The organism is Promicromonospora sp. CA-289599, from assembly GCF_050936155.1.
Classification (GTDB): Bacteria; Actinomycetota; Actinomycetes; order Actinomycetales; family Cellulomonadaceae; genus Promicromonospora.
The window spans coordinates 2173308-2197197 of record NZ_JBNJNI010000001.1; the positions used below are offsets into that span (position 1 = coordinate 2173308).

The following is a 23890-nucleotide window of genomic DNA, read 5'->3' on the forward strand; positions in this document are numbered from 1 at the left end:
ACGCCGGAGGGCGGTCGCGTCACGGTGCGAGGTCGAGCAACTCCTCGTCCACCGCCATGACGGTCCAGCCGTTGCCCTCGGCGTCGGTGAGGTCGTAGGCGGGCACGAGCAGCACCGTGCCGTCGGGCAGCGTGTAACGCACCTCGATGAGGGCCGCGGAGCTGATGGTCACGTCCTCGACCGGCCAGGCGAGCGGCCCGCCGGGCACCGGTGCGGTCGACGGGCCGGCCTCCTCCTGCGCCGGCGGATCCTCTTGGGTCATCCCCAGCACCGCGCCGGCGAACCTCGGGTCGCCCAGCCGCCCGACGGCCTCCACCTCGCTGATCACGGGGTAGGAACCGAGGCTCTCGCCGGACGTCCCGGCCACGCGCACCTCGGCCGTCGTCGGCGCGTCCGACAGCCCGGCGCCGGCGTGGAACACGAGCCCGGTCGCCGTCGGCAGGTCACCGCCGGCGACCAGTGGCTCCGACCCCCTGGACTCCAGGTGGGACTCGGCCTCACCTGTGCCCTTGTCGCCCCTGTCCGGCTCGACCACGACCGACGGCCCGTCGGCGGCCTCGCCCGCGCCCTGGTCCGCCGCCATCTCCGACGCCGCCGTGGGACCGGCCCCCGACTCCCCTGCCAGGTAGCCGCCACCGCCCGCCGCGACGATGCCGGCCACCGCGGCCGCGACCAGCCACGGTGTCCGACGCCGGTAGCGCCGCAGCGCGAGCTCGTCCCCCTGCTCGTGCCCTGCGGGCGTTGTGGTCCTTGTGGGCACGCCCCCGGGCGGGGTACCACCCGGATCCTCGGCGATCAGCGCGTCCACCTTGGCCCGGAGCACGCCCTGGACCGGAACTGGCGCATGCCTCGCGGGGTCCGCCGCCATCAGGCGGTCGAACGCCGGGTCCGCCTGCCGTTCGTGCTCGTTCATCGCCGTCCCTCCGTGCAGTGCTCGGCTGCGCACCGCGCACACCCTCTACATGTGCTCATGCGTCCGCCGCTTGCTCGTGGGCGTCCCACGCGTCGCGGAGCCGCGCCCTCGCGCGGGACAACGCCGCATCGGCGCCGCCGCGGGAGACCCCGAGCACCCCGGCGAGATCGTCCCCGGACAGCCCGTCCCAGGCGACGAGGAGGAGGATGCGCCGGTCGCGCGGGGAGAGCCTGGACAGGACCTGCCGGACGGCGTCGTCGGTGGCGGCGAAGGTCGCGGGGTCCACGTCGTCCGGCTCGTCAGGGACGATCGCGACGGGCAGCGCCCGCATCTTGCGCCGGTGGTTCGCCAGCACGTAGCCGGCCGTCCGGTACATCCACGGCAGCTCGGCCCCGTCCGGCACGTCGTCGCGACGGCGCCACGCGGTGGCGAGCACCTCGGCGGCGAGGTCCTCGGCGTCGGAGGCGCGTCCGCCGTCGGGCAGCCGACGGACGAAGTAGGAGTAGAGGGCGCGCGAGTGCGCGTCGAAGAGTGCGCTGAACCAGGCCTCGTCGTGCGGAGGCCGTTCGTGCGGCACATCGTCCTGCGGGGCGCCGGGGCTGTCGTCCACCCCCACACTCTGTCGTGGCCGCCGGGGTCCTTGCACCCGCGCCGCACAACAAAACGGTCTCGACAGGCTCGACCCGCGCACGTGTCAGACGCGTGCACACGTGTCAGACCCCCAGGTCACCCGAGTGACCTGGGGGTCTGACAACTGCGGGAGCGTCTGACAGCTCAGCTCAGCAGGCGCCCAGGTCCTGCCACACACCCCACTCGGACGGTGCGGGTGCCTCGCCCTGTGTCCACCACTTGGCGCGCCACTCGTGGCCGTTGTGCGAGACGGTGTTCCCGCCCACGTAGACGGCCGACGCGCTCCAGGCCGCCGCCGTGCACTCCTCGACCGGCGGGTCGGTCGGGTCCGGCGGGTCCGTCGGGTCCGGGGGATCGGTCGGGTCCGTCGGACCGCCGCCCTCCACCGGTCCCGGCGTACCGGTGCCGAGCACACCCTGCAGCGCGCCGGTCAGGGTGCCTGACCGGTCACCCGACAGGTCCCACCACATGGCCCCGCCCAGGCCCTCGGCCCGGATGTAGTCGGCCTTGGCCCTGACGGACTGCTCGTTGTCGTACGACCACCAGTTGTTGCCGTCGTGCCGCCAGGCGGCTCCGAGGTCGGCGTCGTAGTACCCGGTACCGACGTTCTTGATCACGTCGTAGTCGTTGATGCCGGCCTCCCACTGCCCGGAGGCCGCACCGGTCGCGGTACCCCACGCGTCGGACGACGGGGCACCGGTCCAGCCGCGCCCGTACATCGCGAGGCCGAGGCCGAGCTGTGCGGGGTCGATCCCCGCGTCCGTGTACGACCGCACCGCGAGGTCGACGCTGAACTGCCGTGCGGACTCCCGCGGGTCCTCCGGGTCGTGGTACAGGTTGCCCTGGTGTCCGGTCAGGCCCGCGTCCCACGCACCGTGCAGGTCGTAGCCCTGGACGTTGCCGAAGTCGAGGTAGTTGAAGATCTCGGGGTCGTTCCAGCCGCCGGCCGTGATGTCCGCGGGGTTGGCGGGCAGGAACGCGGAGAGCTCGTAGTCCTTGCCCGTCTGAGCGCTGAGCGCGTCGAGCTGCTCGCGGAACTCGGCGAGCAGAAGCTTGAAGTTGCGCTTGTCGTTCACCGGATCGACGTGGTTGCCCTCGGCGCCGTTCGGCGAGCCCGGCCACTCCCAGTCGATGTCGAACCCGTCGAAGACTCCGGCGGCGGCACCAGCACCGCCGCGGCCGTCGATGACCGGCAGGTTGCCCTTGATGAACATGTCGATGCAGCTCGACACGAGCTTCTCGCGCGAGGCGTCCGTCTTGGCCGCGAGCGAGAAGTTCTTGGACCAGGTCCACCCGCCCATCGACATCATGACCTTGAGGTCGGGGTGCTTGGCCTTGAGCTGCTTGAGCTGGTTGAACGAACCCGCGAGCGGCTGGTCCCAGGAGTCCGCGGCACCCGACACCGAGTTGGCCGCCGTGTAGCTCATGCCGTAGTCGGCATAGGCGTCGCCCGCGCCGTCGGAACCGTTGGGCCCGGGGGCCTGTGCCTTGTTCGCCTCGAAGCACTCGAGGTTCTGGTGGTGGATGTTCGCGAAGGCGTAGTTGATGTGGGTCAGCTCGTCGGCCACGCCTGACGTGTCGATCTGCTTGACCTGGTAGCCACGCCCGTACACACCCCACTGGGCGAAGTAGCCGACGCTGCGGAAGCCGTTGATGGCGGAGGTTCCGGCGGCGGAGGCGGCCTCGTTCTCCGCCGCGTTGGCGTCGCGGAGGCCGATGCCGGCCACGGCGGCGGAGGCTGCCACGGCGAGCGCGGCCACCCCCGCAAGAATTCGTCGGCCCGTCTTGCTGATGCCTGACGGCGGTTCGTACGTCGAGTCCATCGTCTTCCCTCTCTGGTCCGGTCGTCTTCGATCCGGTGACGGCGGGTCACGCTAAGTCGCGCTTCGTTAAAAGTAAGGAAACCTGCGTTAATGGGAAATAAGGGAATTCCACACGATGGGACTACGTAGTGGAACCGCACGATCCGCGCGAGGTTGTTACGGGGTGAAACCTTCGCCTCCGAAACAACCTCGTGCGGTATCAGGTACCTCGCCCTCGGAGCCGGACAGGATCGCACGTCAGGCGGCGGTTCGCAGCAAAAGTCGTGACCTCAGGTTGATGCGGGTGAAACGTTCGGAGGCCATACTTGCGAGCACCTTGAACGAATCCGGGAGGGTGTCGACGATGACCGCGCTGCCGCAGCAAGTCGTATTTCCGCTCCCCCTTGGCGACCGCACAGTGGCACCTCACGTCGCGTGCGAGCTCAGCCGAGTGGTGGGTGACGAACCTGGATGTGTGGACCAGACAGCCCGGATGCTCGACGACGAGCATCTCCTCGGGACGGCGCTCATGCCGGACCCGCTACCTGCCGCGCGCGCTGTCCGCGAGGCGGTCGGCCCGCTCGGCCTCGACGAGGACGCACGCCGCGTGCTGCTCGTCGCCGCCGTCGCCGTGGTGGACCGCACCGAGGTGCTGCTCGCCGCGTCGGGCACCGACATCGACACGCTCATGGCCGGACCGGCCGGCCGGCACCTGCACCTCGTGGGTGGCCGGTTCCGGTTCCACCACCCTCGTATCCGCTCGATAGTGCACGAGGACGCCGACCTCGCCACCCGCACGGCCGCCCACGGGGCCCTCGCGGAGGTGCACCGCAGGGCCGACGAACCGCTGATCGCCATGTGGCACACGGCGCTCAGCACCCTCGCCGGCGATCCCCTGCTCGCGGACGGGCTGGTCGAGCTCGCCGAGCAGCACCTCGCGCGTGGTGACGTCCACCGCGCGCACGAGGTGGCTCGCGAGGCCGCCAGCCACGGCACCGACGAGGTGCGTGCACGCGCCTTCGCGGTCGCCGGCCGCGCAGCGCTGTGGGCGGGGCACGTGCACGACGCCGTCATGCACCTTCGCCGCGCCGCCCATGCCGCCGGCACCGGCTCCACCACCGAAGGTGCGCCCGACGCCGCACGCCCGCTCGGCATCGCGCTGGCCCTCCTGGACGGCCGGCCCGACGCGGTGGTCCCTGGCGACGCCTGCGGCGCCGACCGTGCGGCGATCGCCGCCGCGCGCAAGACGATGCGCATGCTCGACGGCGCCCCCGGTGAGGCCGCGACCATCCTCGGCGAGGTCGCGGAACTGGCTCCCGCACGCCCGCCCAGCTGGTGGTTCGACGGCCCCTCCGACGCCATGACGCCGCTCGCGGAGGCGCACCTGCGCGTCGCGCAGTCGTACCTCGCGCTGCGCCTCGGCGACATCACCGGCGCGGCGTCGGTGCTCGACGACGCCGTCGAGCGCCTGCCCGTCGCCCTCGCCTTCGGCGGGCTCGGCATAGCGCTCGCCCGGCGCCTCGACCTGGTCCGGGAGGGACACCTGAGCCGGCCGACCGCCGCGCTGGAGGCCTCTGTGTCCGGGCAGGTGGCGCCCGTCGTGCGAGCCGCGACGCTGGGCGACCGCGCCCAGACCGCGGTGTTCGACGGCCGCTGGGTCGAGGCGGCCACGCTGCTCGGGCTCGCTGCCGAACGCGGCGGGGACGAGCTGCGCCGGCTCTGGCTGCCCACTCCCGACCCGGTGGAGCTGCTCGTGCTCGCGGGCCAGGACCGGGCCGCCCGGCACTCGCACGAACGCCTGCGGCTCCACGTCCTGCCGACAGCGGGTCCGGAGTCGGCGGGCAGCTTCTCCGGCGGGCCGACGCGACGGCGTCGGCTCGACCTGGCGCGGGCCGAGCTCGCCCTCGCGGACGCCTCCGGCGTCAACCGGGCCCGCGAACGGGCCGTCGAGGCGTCGCTGCGCGTGGGCTCGACGTTCGAGCGCGGCCTCACCGAGCTGGTCGCGGCCCGCGCGTACGCGCGTCTCGGACTGCCCGGGGATGCCGCGGCGCACCTGCTGGGGGCCCACGAGCTGTTCGAGGAGTCCGGGGCGAAGGCCTGGGAGCACATCGCCGAACAGGCGCTCAAGACGCCGGGCTTCGTGCCCGCCGGTGCGGGCGAGACGGCGCGCCGGGCACCGGACGAGCCCGGGGACGAGCCCGCCGCCGGCGTCGGGCAGGCCGGCCTCGGGCAAGAGGATCTCTGCGGGCAGTGGGACGGCCTGCTCACCGAACGCGAGCTCGACGTCGCGCGGCTGGTGGTCCAGGGCCGGACGAACCGGCAGGTCGCCGCGAACCTCTACGTGTCGGTCCGCACCGTCGAGGTGCACCTGGGGCGGGTCTTCCGCAAGCTCGGGGTGCGCTCCCGGACGGAGCTGGCGGTGCTGGCGCTCCGCGGCTAGCCGGTACGCGCCCGGTCAGGCCTCGACGAGGATCGTGACCGGGCCGTCGCCCACCAGCTCCACCTGCATGTCGGCGCCGAAGCGTCCGGTCTCGACGGTCAGGCCGCGCTCGCGCAGCGCGGCGACGACGGCGTCCACCAGGGGCTCCGCGACCGGCCCGGGCGCGGCCTGGACCCAGGTCGGGCGGCGCCCCTTGCGGGCGTCGCCGTAGAGCGTGAACTGGCTGACGACGAGCACGGGCGCGCCGACGTCGGCCACGGACTTCTCGTCGTGCAGGATCCGGAGCTCGGCGATCTTGCGGGCGATCGTCTCGACCTGGGCGGGACCGTCGTCGTGCGTGACGCCGACCAGCGCCAGGATGCCCGGCTTGTCGATCGCGCCGACCACCTCGCCGTCGACAGTCACCGAGGCGCGCGTGACGCGCTGCAGGACCGCCCTCATCGACGGCCCTCGTACGCGTCGGCGAAGACCGCTCGGACCTCGCCGACCGACCGTCCACCGCCGAGCACCGGCACGCGGCCCAGCCCGTCGAGACCGCCCGGGTACACACCCGGCAGACCTGCCACACCCGCGGCGCGCAGGGCGGCGGCGAGGATCGCCGGACGTGCCCGTGCGGAGCCGTCGAGCACCTTGAACGCGATGGCGGAGCCGTCGGGCAGCCCGGCGGCGTAGACGCCCTCGGCGCCGTCCTTCGCGACGAGGCCCGGCACCGCCTCCATCGCGAGCGTGGCGTCGCGACCGGTGCCGCCCACCATGTCGGGGTGCGCGGACAGCGCACGGCCGACGCGCGCCTCGTGGGAGATGACGTCGACGGTGGGCGCGGCGCCCAGGGTCGAGAACGCGCGCGCCAGGCCGAGCAGCGTCGTCGAGAACAGGGGTGCGCCGCAGCCGTCGACGGTGGTGTGCATGACCACCTCGGCGTCGCCGGTCAGCTCGAGGATGGTCGCGCGGATGGCGCGCTGCAGCGGATGCTCGGGCGACAGGTAGGTCTCGATGTCCCAGCCCTGCGCGAGGCAGGTGACGAGCATCGCGGCGTGCTTGCCCGAACAGTTCTGCGCGAGCGACGCCGGACCAGGGCCGCCGCCCAGCGGCGCCAGGTGCCACTCGAGCGCGGCCGGCGGGTAGAGCGGCAGGTCAGGCGTGTTCTGCAGCGCGCCGGTGCCGAGCCCCCTGGAGGCGAGGATCTGCAGCACGCCCTCCAGATGGAACTGCTCGCCGTTGTGGCTGGCCGCGGCCAGCGCCAGCAGTCGGTCAGGCAGCTCCAGCCCGGCGCGCAGCATCGCCACGAGCTGCAACGGCTTGAGCGACGACCGCGCCCAGATCGGCTTGGTCGGGTTGCCCACCTGGACCACCGGCCGGCCCGCCGGGTCGAGCACCACGAGGTGCCCCAGGTGCACGGACTCCACCAGATCGCCGCGGATCACCTCGGCCAGCGGCGCCGCGTCGTCGAGCACGCTGCCCGACGTCGTCCGGCCGGTCCTGGCCATCGGTGACGCCACCCGCCCGGTCTCCATGGGGGCCGTCACCATCCGCCCTGCGGGCCACGGGGCCGGTTGCGCGTGCTGTACGGCAGCAGACGGGGACGCAGGCTCACCCAGTAGATGATCGCCGGCGCCACCGCGATGATGTTGAGGAAGGAGCCGAACATGAACCCGCCCTGGAGCCAGCCCTGCGGCAGCCCGAGGAAACCGAGTGCGGCGGCGACGCCGAGGATCGCCAGCCAGCCGACCTTGGGCAACCGCCCTTCGGCCCGGAAGCCCTTGTCCGGTCGGCGTGCGGCGTCGATCAGTGCGACGACCTGCACGACAAAGACCACCAGCGCGAGTGCGGCCATGACGAACCACTGCAAGAATCCCACGCCGAGAGCCTACGGCACGGACCGGTCGTTCCCCTGAGCGGAACCGAACAGCATCCGAGCGAGCATCAGCATGAACCCGGCGACGCCGAGCAGAGCCGGCAGCAGCGCCCACTGCCAGCCCACCGTGAACCCGACAGCGAGGAACGCCGCAGCGATCAGCGCCCACAGGATGATCGTGTAGATGCCGAACCGCGCGGCCGCGGCGGGGTCCTCCTCGAAGCGGTTGCCGACCTGTGCGTGCTGCCGCTCCAGCTCCAGGACCCACGGCTTGTGCCGGTTGGTCTGGGTGGCCACCAAGTAGGCGAGCCACGCCCCACCTGCGACGAGCAGGGGCACCCCCGTCTGCAGCGCGACGTAGACGCGACCGAACATCAGGACGCTCTCGACCCCTGCAACCAGACCAATCACGAGAAGCGCCGACGCCACCCCGTACGCGGTCGCGCGCCGCCGGGGCATCCCGAACTTCGAGGCCGTCTCCCGCACGAGGGACGCCGCGACGATCCAGCCGACGGCAGGGCCGGCCAGGACCAGCCCTGCGATCATGGGGAGCAGGTACGCGTAGCCGTCGGGCGTGATCCTATCTGCGCTGCCCACCACCAACGCGATGATCGCGACGAGCGGCGCGAGGGCGAGCAGTGCGACCGCCGATGCCACGACGACTCCGGCGACGTACCGGCGTGCCACGGGCATGGCGCCCAGCGCGGCCGCTGCGGCGGCGGCACTCGAGATGGTCGGGCTCGGCGCCGGGGGCGTGAGCGTCCCACCTTCTGCTGCCGGGCCAGAGGTCTCCTCGACGAGTGCTCGCACGTCGCCGAGCTCGTCGACAGCTCGCCGGGCGGCCTCGTCGGGAGCGACACCACCCGCCGTCAGCTCAGCGACGCGGTCCAGGAGGTTCGCGCGGATCTCTTCCTTGAGGTCCTGCACGTCGGGGGTTCCGGGGATGCCTGCGAAGGCTTCGTCCAGCAGGCGATGCACCGACGTGTTCATCATCGGGAACCTTTCAGGTCGAGGAGGGAGTCGATCGTGCGTCGCGTGACCACCCACGCGTCCACGTTGCGCCGGTACACGGCCCGGCCCGCGTCGGTGATGCGGTAGTACTTGCGCCGCCCGCCCTGGGACTCGTCGCCCCAGTAGGCCTCGACCAGGCCGTCCTTCACGAGCCGCCGGTAGGCCGCGTAGAGCGTGGCCTCCTTGATCTCGTAGTCGCCGCCGGTCGCGTCGCGGATCGCCTTGTAGATCTCGAAGCCGTAGCGCTCCCGGCCACGCAGCACGCCGAGCACGATCGTGTCCGTGTGGCCGCGCAGGAGGTCGGCGGCGAAGGCATCAGCCCCGCCGTCCGGCGTCGCACCGCTCGATTTCTGCATCACAGCAATTACTATATCTGATCAACTACCTGACTACAACGATATCCCCGGCAGCAGACTTGGTAGCGGCCCCGTCGGCTGACTGCAGAGGATGTAGCGGATAGGGAGCCTGTATCCGCAATCAACTCTGCAGTCAGCGTCTCGGGGGCGCTACCTAGTCTGCAGTCGGCCCGGGTCTACAGCTCCGGCAGCGCGTCCCGAGCCTCGCCCGGGGAGGCTCCCGCGGCCTCCAGGGTGTCGACGACGGGCGAGCGCAGCAGCATCACCAGCGACTGCACCTGCCAGTCGCCCTCGCCGACGGTCCGCGGGTCCACCCCCGCCGCAACAGCGGTCAGGGCGTCGCGGCCGCGCTTGCCGTCACCACCGGAGCCGACGTCGGACGCGAGCTGGCGCACGCCGGTCGCGAAGCCCTCGACGAGCTCGGCCACGGGCTCGACGTCGTGGTCGGCCTGGATGACGGGGAGCACGCGGCGGGCCAGCACCCGCACCGAGCGCATGGTCCGGTCCACGAGCACCGCCTGCTCCTCCAGCCGGGCGAGCTCCGCGCGATACATCCGCCCCACGGAGATCCGCGCCAGCTCCCGCGCCCCGCGCGCGGCCTCCTGCCACTCGGCGAGCACGGGCTCGGAGGCCCGGCCGCGGACGAGGGCGGCCTGGACGTCGTCGACGTCACGCGAGCGCAGGCCACGAGCGAGGGTCTCCAGGGTCTCGGCGAGCTCGGTCACCGCCTGCTCGGCGAGGGCCCGCGGGCGGCGCCGGGTGTCACCAGGCGTGAGCAGCGCGACGAGGAGGGCGATGGCGCCTCCGACCAGGGCGTCGGTCCAGCGCCCGAGCGGCCCGCCGGAGACCGAGGGCAGGCCCACCACGATGATCGCCTGCACCCCGGCCTGCGTGACGAGGAGGGCGCCGCGGTCGATGAACCGGGCGGCGATCGCGGAGATGAAGAGCACCAGGGAGAGCTGCCACCAGCCGGATCCGATGAGGTGCACGATCAGGTCGCCCATGGCGACGCCGACCGCCACGCCCACGGCCATCTCCGACACCCGGCGGACGTCTCGCTGCGCGGAGAAGCCGAGGAGGACCCACGCCGCGACGGGCGCGAAGAACGGCTGCTCGTGCCCCAGCAGGTACCGCGCGACCAGGTAGGCGGCGCCGGCGGCGAGCGAGGCCTGGGCGATCGGGATCAGGCCCGCCCGCGCGCGCGTCCAGCCCTGACGCAGCCGGGTGCGCAGCATGAGCGTGCGCATGGCCTTGCGCCACATCTCGTCGGCCGAGCCGGGCAGTGAGCTCACGGGTGCATCCTCGCATCCGCCCGCCCGGCGACCTGTCAGACCCGCATGGACGTGTCAGACGTACAGGTCAGCGGAGTGACCTGTACGTCTGACACGTGCGCTCGCGTCTGACAGGTTCGCGGTCAGATCAGGCTGGCTGGGCCGCGCAGGCCGCGGGTCAGCGGGCCGTGCGAGTCCGGGCGGTCGACCGAGACGCCGTCGCCCGGGACCACTATCTCCTGGGCCGCGGACACCTCGAGGACCTGGCCGGAGACCTCTCCCGACACCATGAGCTCGGCCTCCTCGGGCACGTTGCGCTTGAGCACCGCGAGGCCGATGGGTCCCAGCTCGTGGTGCCGGGCCATCGAGGTGAGCGTGCCCACCACCTTGCCGGCCCCGCCGTCCGACGCAGGGAGGCGCACCTCCGCGCCAGGCTCGGGGAGCAGGTGCTGCGAGCCGTCGAGGTGCAGCATGACCAGCCGGCGCGGCGGCCGGCCGAGGTTGTGCACGCGGGCGACGGTCTCCTGGCCGCGGTAGCAGCCCTTGTTGATGTGGACGGCGGTCCGCAGCCAGTCCAGCTCGTGCGGGATGGCGCGGGCGTCGACGTCGCGCGCGTACCGCGGGCGCCACGCCTCGACCCGGAGGGCCTCGGTGGCCCAGGTGCCGGCGAGCGGCCAGCCGGCCGCCTCACGTGCCGAGACCTCGGCGTCCAGGTCAGCACGCGGCACCAGCACGAGCCGCCACGGGCGGGTCGCACCGGGATGCTCGGACTCGGGCGGGCCGTAGCGCGTGCCGCCGGGCAGGACGTTCGGCCAGGCGTCGTGCCAGGTCACCGGCTCGCCCTCGGCACCCTCCGCGGCGACGGGCTCACCGATCGCCGCCCACTCGCCGGTGACGTCGGCGACCTCGACACGGAGCGTGAACCGCATCCGGTCGAGCCAGCCGGCCAGGCCGGGCGCCGACTCGCGCTCGGTGATCAGCCACGTGGCCTCGCCGTCGTCCACGACGCCCGCCGCGTGCTCGATGTGGCCCTGCGGCGAGAGGACCAGCAGCTCCGTGCTGGTCCGGGGCGCCAGGCCCTCCAGCTGCTGCGAGGTGATCGAGTGCAGCCACTTCAGCCGGTCGGGGCCGGCGACCCGGACGATCCCGAGGTGCGACTGGTCGACCACCGCTCCGCCGCGCGACAGCGCGCGCTGCTCGGCCGTCGGGTCGCCGTAGTGCCAGGCGATCCCGGCGTCGGGACCGGATGCGGCGACCGCGCCGTGGCGGCTCAACAGGGGGCTCTCGTAATCCATGCTCACCTCAGGTGCAGCGTTGTGGGCGGGCGAGGCATTCCCCGCCTGCGTTGTCACTGCCGGTTGTTACTGCCGGTTGTCACTGCCGGTCCAGCTCCGCCGACGCGTACGAGCGCATGGGCTCGCCGAACGCGGCGAGCTCCTCCACCCACAGCAGGCGACCCTGCACCAGTCCGTACAGCCGCTTCGACGCCCGGACCTCGGACGCCGTCGACGTCCGCGCGATGGCGTCCGAAGCCAGGTCGATCCGCCCGTTGCCCGCGGCGCCGACGTAGACCGTGATGCGTCCGGAGGCGTCGGCGACGAGCACCTCGAGCGCGTGCTTGTCCTCCTCGAGGCCGTCGGGGCGGTCGGTGGACACGCGCCAGTAGCCGGTCTCGGTGGACCAGACGGTGCCGACCGGGTCCGGCGCGGGGGCCGGCCACTCGCCGTCGTCGGGCAGCTTGTCCGGGACCGTCTCGTCCAGGACCCGCAACGTGGACTCGAAGCGCACGTACGGGCCGCCGTCGTGGTCGAAGACCAGGTCCTGCACGAACGTCTTCTTGCCGATGCCCGGGTACTCGATCACGCCCTCGCCGCGCCACCGGCCGACCAGCCAGGCCAGCGGGTACACGTCGGGCGAGAGGCCGTCAGGGAAGGTGAACGTCATCAGCGCTGACCGGTGTACAGCTTGTAGACGACGTAGCCGGCGAACCAGGTGACCGCGACGGCGACGGCGACGATGAGGCCGGTGAAGATGAGCTCAAGGGCATGGATCGACATGCTGTCGATCCTAACGGTCGACCGCTTACAGTCAGCGGCATGCGACAGCTCGTGATCAAGACCACTGCGGGCCTGGACCGGCCCGAGGCCACGAACCAGGCGTTCACCGTCGCCGCCGCGGCGGTGGCGTCCGGGGCCGAGGTCAGCCTCTGGCTCACCGGCGAGTCCGCGTGGTTCGCGCTGCCCGGCCGCGCGGCCGAGCTCGCACTCGAGCACGCGACGCCGCTGCCCGACCTGCTGGAGGTCGTCCTGGCCGCGGGAACGGTCACGCTCTGCACCCAGTGCGCCGCACGCCGGGACATCACGGAGGCGGACGTGCTGCCCGGCGTCCGGATCGCGGGCGCGGCCCTCTTCACGGAGGAGATCCTGCGCGACGGAGCCCAGGCGCTCGTCTACTGAGCGGCCTGGGCTTCGTCAAGGGTTCGAACTGGCGCTTCGGTCAGGCGCGAACCAGACCCGTCCGGCGCAGCAGCAGGTACATCTCGCACCCGAGGCACAGGCCTACGACGGCGTTGAGTGCCGCCGCGACGAACGCCACCGCTGCCGCGATCGGCACGGCCGGAAGCACGCCGAAGAACCCGAGGATCACACCGACGGCGGTGACGAAGAGGCCGACTCCCTGCGCGAAGCGCGGCGGACGCCGGTCCTCCATCTCCGCCGGCGGACCCAGCCGGGGCCGGACGAACCTCTTGAACAGCATGCCCTGCCACGAGCCCTCGGCTCCGCGCAGCGTGCCGAGCACAAAGCTCAGCATGATGAACGTCAGCAGCCACAGCCCGGCGGTGCTCGCGCCGAGCAGCACGACGGCTGCCAGCAGCACCGCAGTGATGCTTGCCCCTACGCGCGGTCCGCGCGGGTCGATCCCCTTGTTCACGCTCATGACTGCCCTTCCCCGTCCGCTTCGGCCGCCGCAGTGGGGACCCGGTTGAGTGCCTGACGTGCCTGCGTGTCGGAGACGACGCCGCTCATGCGGGCCACCTCGCGGCCGCCGCCGTCGACCACGAGCACGGTGGGCGTGCGGAGCACACCCAGGCTGCGCACGAGGTCGAGGTGGTCGTCCACGAGCAGCTCGCGGTGCCCGACGCCGGAGCTCGAGCCGGTGAGCCCTCCGAGCACCCGCGAGGTGGACCGGCACGCGGCACACACCTCGGCGGAGAACTGCACGAACGTCACCCGGTCCGCGAGCGCGATCCCGGCCGATGCCCAGTCGATGCCCGCCGGCGCCTGCCGGGGCGCGCGCACGGCACCTTGACGTGCTGACCACCACACTCCGAGAGCTGCGGTACCCAGCACGAGCACGACCAGCGCGACCACTTGACCCAACAACATTTAACCCACGATGCCGTGTGTTGCTCGTCCAGACAAGTCCTCACCTGCAATGACGCCTGTCACATTGCGGGCCGCTTCGCTTCTCGCAGGTTCGCTCGCGTGATTTCCTTGGCACCGCCCCCGCCCGAAGCAGTATTTCTCGTGCCGAAATGCGTACCAAGTCCCTGTCGTCCCGGTGGTAACGTGCATGCATCCGCATATATGGGAGAATTTGCTAAGATGGAAGTTTTGCCAACACGCACCTGGAACGGAATCACGATTCCGGCGGCCGGGGCGTATGAGCTCGACCAGAATCACAAGCGGCTCGGCTTCCTCGCCATGCACATGATGGTCAGCCCCGTCCGCGGCGAGTTCGCCGAGGGCAAGGCGACGGTGGTCGTCGCCGACGACCCCCTGGTGTCCCAGGTCAGCTGCACGATCCAGACGGCGTCCATCGACACCCACGTGCCCGACCGCGACGCGCACCTGTCGAGCCCCGACTTCCTGGACGTCGAGAACCATCCCACCATCGAGTTCCGCAGCACCGGCTTCCGGATGCGGACACAGGTGGACCCGATCTTCTCGTGGGCGCGACTCAAGGCAGGTACGGCGGGACGCCGTCCGCACGACCCGGACCAGCCCGACGGCTCCTTCACGAAGTTCGTCATGGACGGGCTGCTCACGGTCCGTGGTGTCACGCGCCCGGTCTCGCTCGAGTGCGAGTTCGGCGGTGTGGGGCACGACCCCTACGGCCAGGACATCTTCGGGTTCCACGGCAGCTGCGACATCGACCGCGAGGAGTGGGGTCTGCTCTGGAACGTCGCGCTCGAGGCCGGCGGCGTCCTGGTCGCCAAGAAGGTCCGCATCGAGATCGCCGGCGAGATGATCCGTCAGTCCTAGAGGATCACCATCCGGCCCACGACGAACACGAAGATGCCGCAGACCGCCACGGGCAGCGCGCTCGCCGTGAGCCCGGCCAGCCGCGCACCGCGGGCGGGCAGTCGTTCCAGCAGCAGGTGCAGCGCGCCGACCACGACACCGGCGACGAGCCCGCACCACAGGCCGCTCACGGTGTCGATGCCCGGCAGCAGCGTCGCCGCGGCCCCGCCCACCAGCACGGCGGCGACCGTGGAGACCCCCAGCGCCACCCAGCCGCGGACCGGCAGTGCCGCCACGGCAGCCGCGACCGCCAGGGCGACCGCACTCGTCACCACCAGCGTGGCGCCGGCGTCGGACCGCGCGGCGGCGATCCAGCCGGAGGTCGCGATGGCGGCGACGACACCCGCGACCGTGCCCGAGACTGACTCCGTCAGCTGCGGACGGCCGTCGCGGCGCAGCATCTGTGCGATGAACGAGAGCACCACCGCGCCGGCCAGGACCGTCGGCAGATGTCGCAGCACCGGCTCGCCCTGGGTGAAGTACGTGGCGGCAGCCCCGCCGATACCGCAGAGCGCCACGACCAACCGGGTGCTTCCCGCCGCGGGCAGGCGCAGCAGGGACGGCCAGCCCAGCGCGACGAGAACCACCAGGACCACCACCGCCGCCACGAGGGGCAGCGGTTGGGGCTGGACGTAGGACGCAGCGGCGACGAGGGCTGCGAGCACAGCGGTCGTCACGGCGCGGGTGGAGACGGACACGAGACCGAGTTTTCCAGAGTCTGTCCGAGTTCCTTCAATCTGGCCCTGAAAGAGTCTCCGGACGGGCCTCCGAACCGCCTGATCAGAGGCCTGTGCGAGTCGAGCAACGCTCGTGTCATGTGAGTGTCACGGGTCCTGAGCAGCATGGTGGTGTCCAGGAAAAGGGCGTGTAACATGCACGCAACAAGCAACAGGGCAGACTTCCGCAGAGCCAGTTGGACGCGACGGGACGTCTCGCTACAGCGAGACCCGAGCCAGGGACGGTTGCAAGACGCCGGTTCCGAGAGGAGGTGCGTCAATGGCAGAGCTGTTGATCCTCACACCCGCCACCGGTGGGTCTGCCGAGGTACTGCCCGCACTAGGACTGCTTTCGCATCGGGTCCGAGTGCTTCCGATGGAGCCTTCGGCACTCGTCGATGCCCCGGATGCGGACGTCGTCCTGCTGGATGCCCGCCGTGACCTGGTCGCCGCCCGCACCACCTGCCGGCTGCTGCACGCGACCGGCCTGACCGTGCCGCTCGTGCTGATCCTCACCGAGGGCGGCCTGACGGTGGTGACCCACGAGTGGGGCGCCAACGACCTGCTGCTGGAGACCGCCTCGCCCGCCGAGGTCGAGGCCCGTCTGCGCCTGGTGATCGAGCGTTCGGCGCGCGGCCCCGCGGAGGAGTCGCAGCAGGAGATCTCCGCGGGCGAGCTGGCCATCGATGCCGGCGGGTACACCGCAAGACTGCGCGGTCGCCCGATCGACCTGACCTACAAGGAGTTCGAGCTCCTCAAGTACCTCGTGCAGCATCCGGGCCGCGTGTTCACGCGCGCCCAGCTGCTGCAGGAGGTCTGGGGCTACGACTACTACGGGGGCACGCGCACGGTCGACGTCCACGTGCGGCGGCTCCGGGCAAAGCTCGGGCCGGAGCACGAGCAGCTCATCGGCACCGTGCGCAACGTCGGCTACCGGTTCGACCCGCCGAAGGAACGACCGACCGAGGAGCTTCCTGCTCCGCCGCCCGCCGCGGCGCTCCCGCCGGCGCCGACGGACGCCGCGGCGGCCGGCACGGACGACCCCAACGCCGGGCCGAGCGGGCGACAGGTCGCGCAGACCGGCCACTGAACCGGTGGCCGATAGCCGGGCGCGTAAGGCACCGACCGCGTAGGTTCGTACCTGTGACCGCACTCTCGGCCCGACCGGCCGTCCGCACGGCAGCCACCAGCGACTACACGTGCGCCCTGGTCGAGGGTCCCTGGCAGCACGAGTTCGTCTCGTCGGGCGGCTCGCGCTTCCACGTGGCGGTCGCCGGGCCCGAGAGCCGTTCGGCGCCGCTGGTCGTCCTCCTGCACGGTTACCCCGAGTTCTGGTGGGCGTGGCGCGCACAGATCCCCGCCCTGGCCGACGCCGGCTACCGGGTGGCCGCGATGGACGTGCGCGGTGTGGGCGGGTCGGACAAGCCGCCGTCGGGCTACGGGGTGCCCGCGCGGGCGGCGGACGTCGCAGGCGTCGTCCGCTCCCTCGGGCGCGAGCGCGCTGTGGTGGTGGGGCACGGAACGGGCGGCACGCTCGCCTGGGCGATGGCGTCCCTGCACCCCGGCACGACGACGGCGGTCGCCGTGCTGGCCAGCCCGCATCCGGCACGGATGCGCCTGCGCAGCCGGGCCGCTCTCACGTCCGCGGCCCTGCGTGAGATCGCGTATCTGCAGGTCCCGACCCTGCCTGAGCGGGCGCTGGCGCAGGGCGACCTCGTGGAGCGCACCCTCGCGCTGGGCGCGGCCACCCCGCTGCCCGACGACGTGGTCGACCTGTACAAGGCGGTCATGCGGATCCCGTTCGCCGCGCACTCGGCCGCGGAGGCGCTGCGCTGGGCCGTGCGGTCCACGCCCCGGATGGACGGCCGCCGGTTCGGTACCGCGCTGCGCCGTCCGCTCGGTGTCCCCACCCTGCAGCTGCAGGGCGGCCGGGACGGCATCGTGCGGCCCGAGCGCGCCGACCTCGATGCCATGGCCCTCGCGCCGGACCTCCACTACGAGCTGATCCCGGGCGCCGGCCACTTCCTGCCCGAGGAAGCCCCGGACGAGGTCAATCAGATCCTGCTGGGCTGGCTGGCCCGGGTCGGTCCCGCGCCGAGCAGCACTTCTCGAGATAGAACTACTTGAGGGGCAGGCCCGCCGACTCCGAGCGGTCCGGCGCCGGGCGCACCAGCTTCGCCGCCTTGTCTGGGTCCGTCTCGCCCGCTCCGTAGGAGGGGCACAGGTCGGCGATGCTGCACGCCCCGCACGCCGGGTTGCGCGCGATGCATACCCGTCGCCCGTGCCAGACGAGGTGGTGGCTGAGCTTGGTCCAGTCCTTCCTGGGGAACAGCTCCCCCACCTCGGTCTCGACCTTCACCGGATCCTCCTCGGTAGTGAGGCCGAGCCGCCTCGCTACCCGCCCGAAGTGCGTGTCGACGGTGATCCCCGGGACGCCGAAGGCGTTGCCGAGCACCACGTTCGCCGTCTTGCGCCCGACGCCCGGGAGCGTGACCAGGTCCTTCAACCGGCCCGGGACCTCGCCGTCGTACCGCTCGACCAGCGCCTGGCCCAGGCCGATCACCGCCCGCGCCTTGGCCCGGAAGAAGCCGAGGGGCCGCAGGATGTCCTCGAGCTCGTCGGGATCCGCCTCGGCGTAGGCCTGGGCGTCCGGATACATCACGAAGAGCTCCGGCGTGGTCTGGTTGACCCGGACGTCGGTGGTCTGGGCGCTGAGCACGGTCGCGATCAGCAGCTCCAGCGGCGTCGTGAAGTCCAGCTCCGCCCTGGCATCGGGATAGGTCTCCGCGAGCAGGCGATTGACACGCCGCGCTCTGCGCACGAGCGCCAGCCGGCTCTCCGCCGTGCCCGTCGCCGCGTTATCGGGTTCGCGTTCCCTGACTGTGGTCACATCAGCCAGACTAACGATCCCCACTGACATCGGACCCCTGAGCTCGGCCGCCCGGTTTGGCGCCATGTACCTAGGACGCCGAGTATGAGAAGGTCGAGCACGCATATCTGAGACCCCACGAGGGTCCACGTGAATCGAGGAAGAGTCACCATGCCGTACACGCACCACCTGCGCGTCTACCCGTCCGCCGAGCCGCTCAAGCGCACCGACCAGCTCGCGTGGAAGCTCGCGGAGCTCGCCACGGACACCGTCGAGCCCACCGCCGAGGTCACCGACATGGTGATCAACCGGGTGATCGACAACGCCGCCGTGGCGGCGGCCAGCCTCACCCGCGGCCCGGCGGTCGCCGCCCGCTCGCAGGCCCAGGCGCACCCCTACCGCCCCGGGTCCACCGTGTTCGGCCTCGCACCCGAGGCGACCAGCAGCCCCGAGTGGGCCGCGTGGGCCAACGGTGTCGCGGTGCGCGAGCTCGACTTCCACGACACGTTCCTCGCCGCCGAGTACTCCCACCCGGGTGACAACATCCCGCCGATCCTCGCCGTCGCCCAGCACGCGGGCTGCACCGGCAAGGACCTGGTCCGGGGCATCGTGACCGGCTACGAGATCCAGGTGGACCTGGTCCGCACGATCAGTCTGCACAAGCACAAGATCGACCACGTGGCGCACCTCGGCCCGTCGGCTGCGGCCGGCATCGGCACCCTGCTCGGCCTGGACACCGAGACCGTGTTCCAGGCGATCGGCCAGGCCCTGCACACCACCACGGCCACGCGGCAGAGCCGCAAGGGCCAGATCTCCACGTGGAAGGCGCACGCACCGGCCTTCGCCGGCAAGCTCGCCGTCGAGGCAGTGGACCGCGCACTGCGCGGCCAGACCTCCCCCGAGCCCATCTACGAGGGTGAGGACGGCGTCGTCGCCTGGCTCCTCGACGGGCCCGACGCCGCCTACGACGTCGTGCTGCCCGAGGCAGGTGAGCCGCGTACCGGCATCCTCGACACGTACACCAAGGAGCACTCCGCGGAGTACCAGGCGCAGGCCATCATCGACATGGCCCGCGCGCTCGGCAACGAGCGGCCGGAGCTGCGGGACCCCAGCAACGTCCAGGGCATCGTGCTGCACACCAGCCACCACACGCACTACGTGATCGGCTCGGGCGCCAACGACCCGCAGAAGTACGACCCGACGGCGTCCCGCGAGACGCTCGACCACTCGGTCCCGTACATCTTCGCCGTCGCGCTGCAGGACGGCGGCTGGCACCACGTCGACTCCTACGCCCCCGAGCGGGCGCAGCGGCCCGACACCGTGGAGCTGTGGCGCAAGGTGACCACCGCCGAGGACGCCGAGTGGACGCGCCGCTACCACTCGACCGACCCCGCCGAGAAGGCATTCGGCGGCCGGGTCGAGATCACGCTCACCTCGGGCGAGGTGGTCACGCGCGAGATCGCCGTCGCCGATGCTCACCCGCTGGGCGCTCGCCCGTTCGCCCGCGCGAACTACGTCGGCAAGTTCCGCACGCTCGCCGCCGGGATCCTGACGGACAGGGAGATCGAGCGCTTCCTCGGCCTCGCCGAGCGGCTGCCCGAGCTGACGCCGGCCGAGGTCCGCGAGCTCACGATCGTCGCGGCACCGGGCGTGCTGGACGCGGTCAAGTCCCCGACGGGCCTCTTCGAGCTGGGGCGCGCCTGATGCTCTACTCGCACCTCACGCCCGCGGCCAAGCGACGCGCCTTCCGCGAGGCCCTCGCCGGGCCGGACATCCTGCGCCTGCCCGGCGCGTTCAACCCGCTGAGCGCCAAGCTGATCCAGGACAAGGGGTTCGACGGCGTCTACGTCTCCGGCGCCGTCCTCTCCGCCGACCTCGGCCTGCCCGACATCGGCCTCACCACCCTGACGGAGGTGGCCGGCCGGTCCGCGCAGATCGCCCGGGTCACCGACCTGCCGGTGCTGGCCGACGCCGACACCGGGTTCGGCGAGCCCATGAACGTGGCCCGCACGGTCCAGACCATGGAGGACGCCGGCGTGGCCGGCATCCACATCGAGGATCAGGTCAACCCCAAGCGCTGCGGACACCTGGACGGCAAGGAGGTCGTCGGGCTCGACGACGCCGTCCGGCGCATCCGGGCCGCCGTCGACGGCCGCCGCGACCCCGACTTCCTCATCATGGCGCGCACCGACGTGCGCGGCACCGAGCCGGGCGAACGTGGGCTCAGGCTCGCGATCGACCGCGCCAAGGCCCTGGTCGACGCCGGTGCCGACGCGATCTTCCCCGAGGCGATGAAGGACCTCGCGGAGTTCGAGGCCGTCGCCTCGGCCCTCGATGTTCCGGTGCTCGCCAACATGACCGAGTTCGGCAAGTCCGAGCTCTTCACCGCCAAGCAGCTGCACGACGCCGGGGCGCAGCTCGTGATCTACCCCGTCACCCTGCTGCGCATCGCGATGGGCGCCGCCGAGCGCGCGCTCGAGGAGATCTCGGCGTCGGGCACCCAGGACGGCCTGGTGCCCCAGATGCAGACCCGCGCGCGGCTGTACGAGCTCACGGACTACGCGGCCTACAACCACTTCGACAGCAACGTCTTCACCTACAAGCCCTGATTTCGAAACAAGCCCTGACTTAGTCTCGACACGAAGGAGTGCTCATGACCGAGACCACGGAGATCCGTAAGGGTCTGGCCGGCGTCGTCGCCGACACGTCGGCCATCTCGAAGGTCAACCCGGAGACCAACTCGCTCCTGTACCGGGGCTATCCGGTGCAGGAGCTGGCCGCGAAGAAGAGCTTCGAGGAGGTCGCCTACCTGCTGTGGCACGGCGAGCTCCCGACGTCGGCCCAGCTGGCCGAGCAGACCGCTACCGAACGCGTGCACCGCGAGCTGCCGGACAACGTCCGCGACGCCATCCTCGAGCTGCCCACCGACTGCCACCCCATGGACGTGTGCCGCACGGCGGTCTCGATCCTGGGCGCCCACGACCCGGCGGCCGAGGACTCGTCCGTCGGGGCCGAGCTCGCCAAGTCCGTCCGCCTGTGGGCGGTCCTGCCCGCCGTCGTCGCGCTGGACCAGCGCCGTCGGCACGGCCAGGAGCTCGTGCACCCGCGCGAGGACCTCGGCTACTCCGCGAACTTCCTGTGGATGACGTTCGGCAAGGAGGCGGAGCCCGCCGTCGTGCAGGCTTTCGAGGCCTCGATGGTGCTGTACGCGGAGCACTCGTTCAACGCCTCGACGTTCACCGCGCGCGTCATCACCTCGACGCTCGCCGACCTGCACTCCGCCGTCACCGGCGCCATCGGGGCCCTCAAGGGCCCGCTGCACGGCGGGGCCAACGAGGCGGTGCAGGCGACGTTCGAGGAGATCGGCACCGCTGACCGGGCCGAGGCCTGGCTCGAGGACGCGCTGGCGAACAAGAAGAAGATCATGGGGTTCGGCCACCGGGTCTACAAGAACGGCGACTCGCGCGTGCCGACCATGCGCGCCGTGCTCGGCGACCTGGCCGAGCACTACGGCGACACCGCGGTGCTCGACCTGTACGACACCCTCGAGAACGCCATGGGCAGCCGGAAGAGCATCAAGCCCAACCTGGACTACCCGGCGGGCCCGGCCTACCACCTGATGGGCTTCGACACGAACATCTTCACGCCGCTGTTCGTGGCCTCGCGCATCACCGGCTGGACCGCGCACATCATGGAGCAGCGCGCCGCGAACGCGCTGATCCGACCGGTGTGCGAGTACGTGGGCCCGGAACAGCGCGACGTTCCCTGAGAGGTACCTGGGACGCCCGTTCCAAACTCCCAGGTGACACCCCCTAGGATTTATGGACGGGCGTCCTACTTCGCGCCGAGCAAAGCCGACATCCCGCACCTGGCGGACGATCACGTCGGGCTGCACGCCACGCGGACGCCGCGAGAAACCCGATGACCCGGCAATCTCGTGACATTGAGGCAGACTGAGAGGTGGAAAAGACTGATGGACGAAAGTCCCCGACACGTGAGGACACCACTGGTGGACGACGAAGTCGTACTCTCTGCCCCCCTCTTCGCGGACATGGAAGGCGAGGAGACCCGCGCGCTCTTCGAGTCCATGGTGCCCGTGGAGCTGGTCCGGGGTGACGTGCTCTTCCGCGAGGGCGAACCGGGCGACCGGCTCTATGTCATCGCGCAGGGCAAGATCAAGCTGGGTCGCCGGTCGAGTGACGGCCGCGAGAACCTGCTGTCGATCCTCGGCCCTGGCGAGATGTTCGGGGAGCTCTCCCTGTTCGACCCGGGCCCCCGCACCGCCTCCGCCTCCTCCGTGTCGGACTCTGTGGTCTACGAGCTGCGCCACGAGTCGCTCGTGCGCTGGATCGCCGACCATCCAGGCGTCGCCACCCAGCTGCTCGGCGCGCTCGCGCGCCGGCTGCGCCGCACCAACGAGACCCTCGCGGACCTCGTCTTCTCCGATGTGCCCGGCCGCGTGGCCAAGGCGCTGCTGGACCTCTCGACCCGCTTCGGCGAGCCGAACGACGACGGTATCCGCGTCGCGCACGACCTCACCCAGGAGGAGCTGGCGCAGCTCGTCGGCGCCTCCCGCGAGACCGTGAACAAGGCCCTTGCCGACTTCGCGACCCGCGGCTGGGTTCGCCGCGAGGGCCGGGCAGTGGTCCTGCTGGACCTCGACAGGCTGGAGCGCAGGGCGCGCTGAGGCGCCCGGGCCGCAGTCGGTAAAAGGTCAGGTGTTCGGCAGCTACGACTGCCGAACACCTGACCTTTTACCGATCGGGGAGCGCAACTCCCGCTACGCGGCTCGCGCCGTCAGCGTCATCAGCGTCGCCTCCGGGCGGCACGCGAACCGGACCTGCGCGTAGGGCGAGGTGCCGGCGCCCGCCGAGACGTGCAGCCAGGTCGAGCCCTCGCCACCCTCGCGGTCGGGCCGGGCACCGGGCCAGCCGTGCAGACCGGACGCCCGCGTACGGTCCAGGTCGCAGTTCGTCACGAGCGCGCCGTAGAACGGCAGGCAGAGCTGCCCGCCGTGCGTGTGCCCGGCGATGATCGCGTCGACGCCGTCGGCCTTCAGCTGGTTCAGCACGCGCTTGTACGGCGCGTGCACGACGCCGAGGCGCAGCACCGCGTCTTCCTCACCGGGCACGCGGCCCGGCTCCGGCATGACGTCGCGGTCGAGGTGCGGGTCGTCCATGCCGACCAGCCCGACGGTGCGACCGTCGCGCAGCTCCACCAGACCTCGACTGTTGTTCAGGTCCACCCAGCCGGCTTCGGTGAACGCCTTGGTGAGCGACTCCGTGGGCAGCGCCACCTTGTCGCCGCCCTGGACTCGAGCATCGGGCAGCAGGTACCGCGCCGGGTTCTTGAACGACGGCGCGTGATAGTCGTTCGAACCCATCACGAACGCACCGGGCACATCCATGAGCTGGTCGAAGACGTCGAGCAGCGGGGTCAGCGCCTCGGTGTGCCCGAAGTTGTCGCCGGTGTTGATCACCAGGTCGGGCTCGAGGGCGGCCAGCGAGCGGACCCAGGCCTGCTTGGTCCGCTGGCTCGGCGTCAGGTGCAGGTCGGAGACGTGGAGCACCCGGATCGGCCGCTGCCCCGGGGGCAGCAGTGGCACGGTCACCCGTCGCACACGGAAGAGCTTCGTCTCCAAGTGCGCGTACGCGATTCCGGCGACTGCTACGCCCCCGACGATCCCGAGCGTCTTGCCGACGTTACGCAGCGTTCCCATAGAG

At 71.6% G+C, this 23890-nt stretch carries 25 protein-coding genes; 9 read left to right on the forward strand and 16 right to left on the reverse strand.

Annotation, left to right across the window (positions count from 1 at the left end; genetic code table 11):
- Positions 1 to 19: 19 nt before the first annotated feature.
- The 3 genes from ACQEVI_RS09505 to ACQEVI_RS09515 form a co-directional block, all read right to left on the reverse strand.
- Positions 20 to 913 carry a hypothetical protein gene (locus tag ACQEVI_RS09505; protein ID WP_432897396.1) on the reverse strand — a complete coding sequence of 298 codons (894 nt, stop codon included), beginning with the start codon at positions 911 to 913 and terminating at the stop codon, positions 20 to 22.
- A gap of 55 nt (positions 914 to 968) precedes the next feature.
- Entirely contained in the window at positions 969 to 1523 is a 555-nt protein-coding gene (locus ACQEVI_RS09510; RefSeq protein ID WP_432897399.1) for an RNA polymerase sigma factor, read from the reverse strand.
- 169 nt (positions 1524 to 1692) lie between these two features.
- A complete protein-coding gene (locus ACQEVI_RS09515; protein WP_432897402.1) occupies positions 1693 to 3366 on the reverse strand; it encodes a glycosyl hydrolase family 18 protein in 1674 nt (557 codons plus the stop codon).
- A 454-nt stretch (positions 3367 to 3820) separates the two neighbouring features.
- Between ACQEVI_RS09515 and ACQEVI_RS09520 the strand changes: the two genes are divergently transcribed.
- Positions 3821 to 5785 (forward strand): LuxR C-terminal-related transcriptional regulator, encoded by a 1965-nt coding sequence (locus ACQEVI_RS09520; protein WP_432897405.1) that lies wholly within the window; start codon positions 3821 to 3823, stop codon positions 5783 to 5785.
- 15 nt (positions 5786 to 5800) lie between these two features.
- Here ACQEVI_RS09520 and dtd read toward each other — a convergent pair whose 3' ends face one another.
- The 8 genes from dtd to ACQEVI_RS09560 form a co-directional block, all read right to left on the reverse strand.
- Positions 5801 to 6226, reverse strand: coding sequence for a D-aminoacyl-tRNA deacylase (dtd, locus tag ACQEVI_RS09525; RefSeq protein WP_377224004.1), 426 nt, complete (start codon positions 6224 to 6226; stop codon positions 5801 to 5803).
- Positions 6223 to 7299 carry an asparaginase gene (locus ACQEVI_RS09530; RefSeq protein ID WP_432897409.1) on the reverse strand — a complete coding sequence of 359 codons (1077 nt, stop codon included), beginning with the start codon at positions 7297 to 7299 and terminating at the stop codon, positions 6223 to 6225. Before ACQEVI_RS09530 ends, dtd begins: the two co-directional genes overlap by 4 nt.
- 8 nt (positions 7300 to 7307) lie before the next feature.
- A complete protein-coding gene (locus tag ACQEVI_RS09535; protein ID WP_432897412.1) occupies positions 7308 to 7643 on the reverse strand; it encodes a DUF2516 family protein in 336 nt (111 codons plus the stop codon).
- A 9-nt stretch (positions 7644 to 7652) separates the two neighbouring features.
- Positions 7653 to 8630 (reverse strand): permease prefix domain 1-containing protein, encoded by a 978-nt coding sequence (locus ACQEVI_RS09540; RefSeq protein WP_432897415.1) that lies wholly within the window; start codon positions 8628 to 8630, stop codon positions 7653 to 7655.
- Positions 8630 to 9007 carry a PadR family transcriptional regulator gene (locus ACQEVI_RS09545; RefSeq protein ID WP_432905888.1) on the reverse strand — a complete coding sequence of 126 codons (378 nt, stop codon included), beginning with the start codon at positions 9005 to 9007 and terminating at the stop codon, positions 8630 to 8632. The genes ACQEVI_RS09540 and ACQEVI_RS09545 overlap by 1 nt, the downstream gene beginning before the upstream one ends.
- Positions 9008 to 9183: 176 nt before the next feature.
- The gene (locus ACQEVI_RS09550; protein WP_432897418.1) at positions 9184 to 10299 is read right to left on the reverse strand and encodes an FUSC family protein; all 1116 of its coding nucleotides are present in this window, start codon (positions 10297 to 10299) and stop codon (positions 9184 to 9186) included.
- Between the two features lie 122 nt (positions 10300 to 10421).
- Complete coding sequence (locus ACQEVI_RS09555; protein WP_432897421.1) at positions 10422 to 11573, reverse strand: YgfZ/GcvT domain-containing protein; 1152 nt, start codon at positions 11571 to 11573, stop codon at positions 10422 to 10424.
- A 79-nt stretch (positions 11574 to 11652) separates the two neighbouring features.
- Positions 11653 to 12222 carry an FABP family protein gene (locus ACQEVI_RS09560; RefSeq protein WP_432897424.1) on the reverse strand — a complete coding sequence of 190 codons (570 nt, stop codon included), beginning with the start codon at positions 12220 to 12222 and terminating at the stop codon, positions 11653 to 11655.
- A gap of 152 nt (positions 12223 to 12374) precedes the next feature.
- Between ACQEVI_RS09560 and ACQEVI_RS09565 the strand changes: the two genes are divergently transcribed.
- Positions 12375 to 12734 carry a DsrE family protein gene (locus ACQEVI_RS09565; protein ID WP_432897426.1) on the forward strand — a complete coding sequence of 120 codons (360 nt, stop codon included), beginning with the start codon at positions 12375 to 12377 and terminating at the stop codon, positions 12732 to 12734.
- Between the two features lie 40 nt (positions 12735 to 12774).
- Here ACQEVI_RS09565 and ACQEVI_RS09570 read toward each other — a convergent pair whose 3' ends face one another.
- Positions 12775 to 13215, reverse strand: a complete 441-nt coding sequence (locus ACQEVI_RS09570; protein ID WP_432897429.1) for a DUF4395 domain-containing protein — start codon at positions 13213 to 13215, stop codon at positions 12775 to 12777.
- On the reverse strand, positions 13212 to 13577 hold the full coding sequence (locus ACQEVI_RS09575; protein ID WP_432897432.1) for a TlpA family protein disulfide reductase: 366 nt from the start codon (positions 13575 to 13577) through the stop codon (positions 13212 to 13214). The genes ACQEVI_RS09570 and ACQEVI_RS09575 overlap by 4 nt, the downstream gene beginning before the upstream one ends.
- 306 nt (positions 13578 to 13883) lie before the next feature.
- On the opposite strand from ACQEVI_RS09575, the gene ACQEVI_RS09580 reads away from it, so the two are divergent.
- Positions 13884 to 14543, forward strand: coding sequence for a YceI family protein (locus ACQEVI_RS09580; protein WP_432897435.1), 660 nt, complete (start codon positions 13884 to 13886; stop codon positions 14541 to 14543).
- Here the strand turns inward: ACQEVI_RS09580 and ACQEVI_RS09585 are convergent.
- Entirely contained in the window at positions 14540 to 15280 is a 741-nt protein-coding gene (locus tag ACQEVI_RS09585) for a hypothetical protein (RefSeq protein ID WP_432897438.1), read from the reverse strand. The two genes, ACQEVI_RS09580 and ACQEVI_RS09585, sit on opposite strands and share 4 nt — an antisense overlap.
- A gap of 298 nt (positions 15281 to 15578) precedes the next feature.
- Here ACQEVI_RS09585 and ACQEVI_RS09590 point away from each other — a divergent pair, with 298 nt between their 5' ends.
- Together ACQEVI_RS09590 and ACQEVI_RS09595 are read left to right on the forward strand one after the other, a co-directional pair.
- Positions 15579 to 16388: a winged helix-turn-helix transcriptional regulator gene (locus ACQEVI_RS09590; protein ID WP_432897441.1), complete on the forward strand. Its 810-nt coding sequence runs from the start codon at positions 15579 to 15581 to the stop codon at positions 16386 to 16388.
- Between the two features lie 53 nt (positions 16389 to 16441).
- A complete protein-coding gene (locus ACQEVI_RS09595; RefSeq protein WP_432897444.1) occupies positions 16442 to 17425 on the forward strand; it encodes an alpha/beta fold hydrolase in 984 nt (327 codons plus the stop codon).
- Here the strand turns inward: ACQEVI_RS09595 and nth are convergent.
- Positions 17418 to 18188 carry an endonuclease III gene (gene nth / locus ACQEVI_RS09600; RefSeq protein WP_432897447.1) on the reverse strand — a complete coding sequence of 257 codons (771 nt, stop codon included), beginning with the start codon at positions 18186 to 18188 and terminating at the stop codon, positions 17418 to 17420. The genes ACQEVI_RS09595 and nth overlap by 8 nt on opposite strands.
- Positions 18189 to 18338: 150 nt before the next feature.
- Between nth and ACQEVI_RS09605 the strand changes: the two genes are divergently transcribed.
- The 4 genes from ACQEVI_RS09605 (at position 18339) to ACQEVI_RS09620 (ending at position 22854) form a co-directional block, all read left to right on the forward strand.
- Positions 18339 to 19871, forward strand: coding sequence for an MmgE/PrpD family protein (locus ACQEVI_RS09605; RefSeq protein ID WP_432897450.1), 1533 nt, complete (start codon positions 18339 to 18341; stop codon positions 19869 to 19871).
- Positions 19871 to 20776 (forward strand): methylisocitrate lyase, encoded by a 906-nt coding sequence (prpB, locus tag ACQEVI_RS09610; RefSeq protein ID WP_432897452.1) that lies wholly within the window; start codon positions 19871 to 19873, stop codon positions 20774 to 20776. Before ACQEVI_RS09605 ends, prpB begins: the two co-directional genes overlap by 1 nt.
- Positions 20777 to 20820: 44 nt before the next feature.
- On the forward strand, positions 20821 to 21936 hold the full coding sequence (locus tag ACQEVI_RS09615; protein WP_432897454.1) for a bifunctional 2-methylcitrate synthase/citrate synthase: 1116 nt from the start codon (positions 20821 to 20823) through the stop codon (positions 21934 to 21936).
- A gap of 240 nt (positions 21937 to 22176) precedes the next feature.
- Entirely contained in the window at positions 22177 to 22854 is a 678-nt protein-coding gene (locus tag ACQEVI_RS09620) for a Crp/Fnr family transcriptional regulator (RefSeq protein WP_116677089.1), read from the forward strand.
- 93 nt (positions 22855 to 22947) lie between these two features.
- On the opposite strand, the gene ACQEVI_RS09625 is transcribed toward ACQEVI_RS09620, so the two are convergent.
- A complete protein-coding gene (locus ACQEVI_RS09625; RefSeq protein WP_432897456.1) occupies positions 22948 to 23886 on the reverse strand; it encodes a metallophosphoesterase in 939 nt (312 codons plus the stop codon).
- Positions 23887 to 23890: the final 4 nt, after the last annotated feature.